1 protein-coding gene is annotated in these 2203 nt (G+C 62.3%); it reads right to left on the bottom strand.

All coding sequences use genetic code 11. The features are described from left to right. Positions 1–473: hypothetical protein (locus L1D11_RS22440; RefSeq protein ID WP_239862828.1), on the bottom strand; the 473-nt coding region annotated here is incomplete at its 3' end. Positions 474–2203: the final 1730 nt, after the last annotated feature.

Genomic DNA, 2203 nt, shown 5'->3' with positions numbered 1-2203 from the left:
CCGGTACCCGTACCGGTGCCGCCGCCACTGCCGTCAATGTCAAAGGTCACATCTTGGCTGTCACTGAGCTCGGTGTCGTTGCCAACGTAATCGAGCACGCGCACTTGGTACGTCTGCACTTCTCCGTCGGTGCGGGTGGTGGCGTCGACGTAACTCCAGCTGCTGCCACTGACCGTGGCGTCGTTCCACGTCGCGCCGCCGTCAAGGCTCACTTGGACGATGTCGTTGTTGACCGTGCCGGTCAGGCTACCGCTGACGGTGATGCCATCGACGTCGTTGGTGATAAAGTCTGCCGCACCTGAGTCATCAGTAATAGTATCGATAGAGACCGCGGTCACGCCCGAGTTGGTGCCGCCGGTACCCGTACCGGTGCCGCCGCCACTGCCGTCAATGTCAAAGGTCACGTCTTGGCTGTCACTGAGCTCGGTGTCGTTGCCGACGTAATCGAGCACSCGCACTTGGTACGTCTGCACTTCCCCGTCGGTGCGGGTGGTGGCGTCSACGTAACTCCAGCTGCTGCCACTGACCGTGGCGTCGTTCCACGTCGCGCCGCCGTCAAGGCTCACTTGGACGATGTCGTTGTTGACCGTGCCGGTCAGGCTACCGCTGACGGTGATGCCATCGACATCGTTGGTAATGAAGTCTGTCGCCAGACCTGAGTCGTCGGTGATGCTGTCGATAGAGACCGCGGTCACGCCTGAGCTGGTGCCGCCGGTACCCGTACCGGTGCCGCCGCCACTGCCGTCAATGTCAAAGGTCACATCTTGGCTGTCACTGAGCTCGGTGTCGTTGCCGACGTAATCGAGCACGCGCACTTGGTACGTCTGCACTTCCCCGTCGGTGCGGGTGGTGGCGTCCACGTAACTCCAAGATAGACCACTGACCGTGGCGTCGTTCCACGTCGCGCCGCCNCGCCGGTACCCGTACCGGTGCCGCCGCCACTGCCGTCAATGTCAAAGGTCACATCTTGGCTGTCACTGAGCTCGGTGTCGTTGCCGACGTAATCGAGCACGCGCACTTGGTACGTCTGCACTTCCCCGTCGGTGCGGGTGGTGGCGTCCACGTAACTCCAAGATAGACCACTGACCGTGGCGTCGTTCCACGTCGCGCCGCCRTCAAGGCTCACTTGGACGATGTCGTTGTTGACCGTGCCGGTCAGGCTACCGCTCACGGTGATGCCATCGACATCGTTGGTRATGAARTCYGTCGCCAGACCTGAGTCGTCGGTGATGCTGTCGATAGAGACCGCSGTCACGCCCGAGYTGGTGCCGCCGGTACCCGTACCGGTGCCGCCGCCACTGCCGTCAATGTCAAAGGTCACRTCTTGGCTGTCACTGAGCTCGGTGTCGTTGCCGACGTAATCGAGCACSCGCACTTGGTACGTCTGCACTTCCCCGTCGGTGCGGGTGGTGGCGTCGACGTAACTCCAGCTGCTGCCACTGACCGTGGCGTCGTTCCACGTCGCGCCGCCGTCAAGGCTCACTTGGACAATGTCGTTGTTGACCGTGCCGGTCAGGCTACCGCTGACGGTGATGCCATCCACATCGTTGGTGATGAAGTCTGTCGCCAGACCTGAGTCGTCGGTGATGCTGTCGATAGAGACCGCGGTCACGCCTGAGTTGGTGCCGCCGGTACCCGTACCGGTGCCGCCGCCACTGCCGTCAATGTCAAAGGTCACGTCTTGGCTGTCACTGAGCTCGGTGTCGTTGCCGACGTAATCGAGCACGCGCACTTGGTACGTCTGCACTTCCCCGTCGGTGCGGGTGGTGGCGTCCACGTAACTCCAAGATAGACCACTGACCGTGGCGTCGTTCCACGTCGCGCCGCCGTCAAGGCTCACTTGGACGATGTCGTTGTTGACCGTGCCGGTCAGGCTACCGCTGACGGTGATGCCATCGACATCATTGGTGATGAAGTCCGTCGCCAGACCTGAATCGTCGGTGATGCTGTCTATCGCAACACCAGTGATACCCGAGCTGGTGCCGCCGGTACCCGTGCCGGTGCCGCCACCGCTGCCGTCAATGTCAAAGGTCACGTCTTGGCTGTCACTGAGCTCGGTGTCGTTGCCGACGTAATCGAGCACGCGCACTTGGTACGTCTGCACTTCCCCGTCGGTGCGGGTGGTGGCGTCCACGTAACTCCAGCTGCTGCCACTGACCGTGGCGTCGTTCCACGTCGCGCCGCCGTCAAGGCTCACTTGGAC

The organism is Vibrio sp. Isolate32 (assembly GCF_022397955.1).
Taxonomy (GTDB): Bacteria; Pseudomonadota; Gammaproteobacteria; order Enterobacterales; family Vibrionaceae; genus Vibrio.
This window is presented reverse-complemented; position numbering and strand designations above follow the sequence as displayed.